We start from the raw sequence: 2926 nt of genomic DNA, 5'->3' as shown, positions 1-2926 counted from the left end.
ACGCGCCGGTCCCGGGCTCGACCAACGCCCCGGCGATTCCGACCGGCTTCGGCAAGAGCGGCAACGTGATCACCGACGGCAACGGCAACTCGACAGTCTATCTGCAGGCCGGCAACGTTTCCGACGTGCTCAACGCGATCGACCTTGCCACCGGCGTGCAGACCGCCACCATTGCCGCCAACGGTGCCGCGACGCTTGCGGCCGCCTCGGGCCAGATCGCCTCGTCGATCAACGCCTCCGGCCAGCTCAAGCTCTCGACCGGCATCAATGCCGACCTGTCGATCACCGGTACCGGCAATGCGCTGAATGCGCTGGGCCTCGCCGGCAACACCGGCACCGCCACGGCGTTCTCGGCGGCGCGTACCTCCGGCATCGGCGGCATCAGCGGCAAGACCCTGACCTTCACCTCCTTCAACGGCGGTACGGCGGTCGACGTCACCTTCGGCGACGGCACCAACGGGACGGTCAAGACGCTCGACCAGCTCAACTCGAAGCTTCAGGCCAACAACCTGTCCGCGACGATCGACGCCAACGGCCTGCTGACGATCTCGACCACCAACGACTACGCGTCCTCGACGCTCGGCTCGAGTGCCGCGGGTGGTGCGATCGGCGGCACGCTGACCTCGTCGCTCACCTTCTCGACGGCTTCCACCCCCGTCCAGGACGTCGTCGCGCAGACGGCTCGTGCGAACCTGGTATCTCAGTACAACAACATCCTGAACCAGATCGACACGACCGCGCAGGACTCCTCGTTCAACGGCGTCAACCTCTTGAACGGCGACCAGCTCAAGCTGGTGTTCGACGAGACCGGCAAGTCGAACCTGAGCATCACCGGCGTGACCTACAACTCCAAGGGTCTGGGCCTTGCTGCGCTGACCAGCGGTGTCGACTTCATCGACAACGCGGCCACCAACAAGGTGCTGACCAATCTGAACGCTGCGTCGAGCACGCTGCGCTCGGAAGCCTCGAGCCTCGGTTCGAACCTCTCGGTGGTGCAGGTGCGTCAGGACTTCAACAAGAGCCTGATCAACGTGCTGCAGACCGGTTCGGCCAATCTGACCCTGGCCGACACCAACGTCGAGGCGGCCAACAGCCAGGCGCTCTCGACCCGTCAGTCGATCGCGGTCTCCGCGCTGTCGCTGGCCAACCAGTCGCAGCAGAGCGTGCTCCAGCTGCTCCGCTAAGTCGCGGCCAACATCGCAAGCAGGATCCGGCGGCGGGGCTTCGGCCCCGCCGCTTTGTTTTTGCATCGGCATCTGAGTGCCGCTCGCCAAGACGGGACGGTGCATCTGGAGGCAGCAATTGCGTACTCTTAGTTATGGTTGACGAGTGGCAAATGCCTTCCCATTGGGCAAGAAAGCGTCGTCTTATCAGGGCGATATGCGCGAGCTCGATCGAGCGAGACACTGCCATATGGTGAATCCGCGCAAGGACTGGCGCGACACGCTTCATGCTTTGTTAGCCCTCAACGTTCACCGTCCCGCACATCGATTAATCCTAATCGAAGTTTGTTGCGTTGCGTACCAGAAGGGTAACACTCAATGTCCGGTATCGTTCTTTCCGCATCGGTTCGTCAGAACCTGCTCTCCCTCCAGTCCACCGCTGACCTTCTCGCCACCACGCAGAGCCGTCTGTCGACCGGCAAGAGCGTCAACTCGGCGCTGGACAATCCCACCAACTTCTTCACCGCCCAGTCGCTCGACAACCGCGCCAGCGACATCAACAACCTGCTCGACGGCATCGCCAACGGCGTGCAGGTGCTGCAGGCTGCCAACACCGGCATCACCTCGCTGCAGAAGCTGATCGACAGCGCCAAGTCGATCGCCAACCAGGCGCTGCAGACCACCGTCGGCTACTCCACCAAGTCCAACGTCTCGACCACGGTCGCGGGCGCGACTGCGGCGGATCTGCGCGGCACGACCTCCTATGCCAGCAACACGGCGCTCAGCAGCGTGCTGTACAGCGGCGCTCCCGGCGGCACGACCGCTGCGACGGGCACGACCACTCTCGGTGCGACCCAGGGCACGTTCTCGAACACGGTTGCCGCGAACGCCGCCGACGGCACCACCGCCGTGACGGGCACGATGACCCTGATCGGCACCACCGCGGCCACGAAGATCGGCACGGCTCCCGCCGACGGCGACACGCTGACGGTGAACGGCAAGACCATTACCTTCCGCGCCGGCTCTGCTCCCTTGGCGGCCGCGGTCCCGACCGGCTCGGGCGTCAGCGGCAATCTCGTGACCGACGGCAGCGGCAACACCACCGTCTATCTCGGCACCGCCGCCACCCCGGCTGCGACCGTCAACGACGTGCTGACGGCGATCGACCTCGCCAGCGGCGTGCAGACCTCGACGATCACCAACGGTGCTGCGACGATCGGTGCCGCCTCCGGTGCGACGCCGTCGTCGATAGCCGCCGGCATCGTGACGCTGAAGAGCTCGGCGGGTGCAGACGTGTCCGTGACCGGCAAGGCCGATCTGCTCAAGGCGTTTGGCCTGACCACCGCAACGGGTGGCGGCAACGCCACGGCGACGGCGACCCGTACGACCAGCTCGGGCTCGCTGGGCGCTCTGATCACGGACGGTTCGACGCTGAACGTCGACGGCAAGGTCATCACCTTCAAGAACGCGCCGGTCCCGGGCTCGACCAACGCCCCGGCGATTCCGACCGGCTTCGGCAAGAGCGGCAACGTGATCACCGACGGCAACGGCAACTCGACAGTCTATCTGCAGGCCGGCAACGTTTCCGACGTGCTCAACGCGATCGACCTTGCCACCGGCGTGCAGACCGCCACCATTGCCGCCAACGGTGCCGCGACGCTTGCGGCCGCCTCGGGCCAGATCGCCTCGTCGATCAACGCCTCCGGCCAGCTCAAGCTCTCGACCGGCATCAATGCCGACCTGTCGATCACCGGTACCGGCAA

The 2926-nt window shown here is 65.3% G+C and carries 2 protein-coding genes; both read left to right on the top strand.

What is annotated here, in order from left to right:
- Positions 1 to 1184: DUF1522 domain-containing protein (locus H1B27_RS39530; protein WP_197969764.1), on the top strand; the 1184-nt coding region annotated here is incomplete at its 5' end.
- A gap of 357 nt (positions 1185 to 1541) precedes the next feature.
- Positions 1542 to 2926, top strand: a 1385-nt coding sequence (locus H1B27_RS39525) for a DUF1522 domain-containing protein (RefSeq protein ID WP_197969763.1), incomplete at its 3' end; no start/stop codon positions are given.

This window comes from Bradyrhizobium diversitatis (assembly GCF_016031635.1).
In the GTDB taxonomy this organism is placed as follows: domain Bacteria; phylum Pseudomonadota; class Alphaproteobacteria; order Rhizobiales; family Xanthobacteraceae; genus Bradyrhizobium; species Bradyrhizobium diversitatis.
This window is presented reverse-complemented; position numbering and strand designations above follow the sequence as displayed.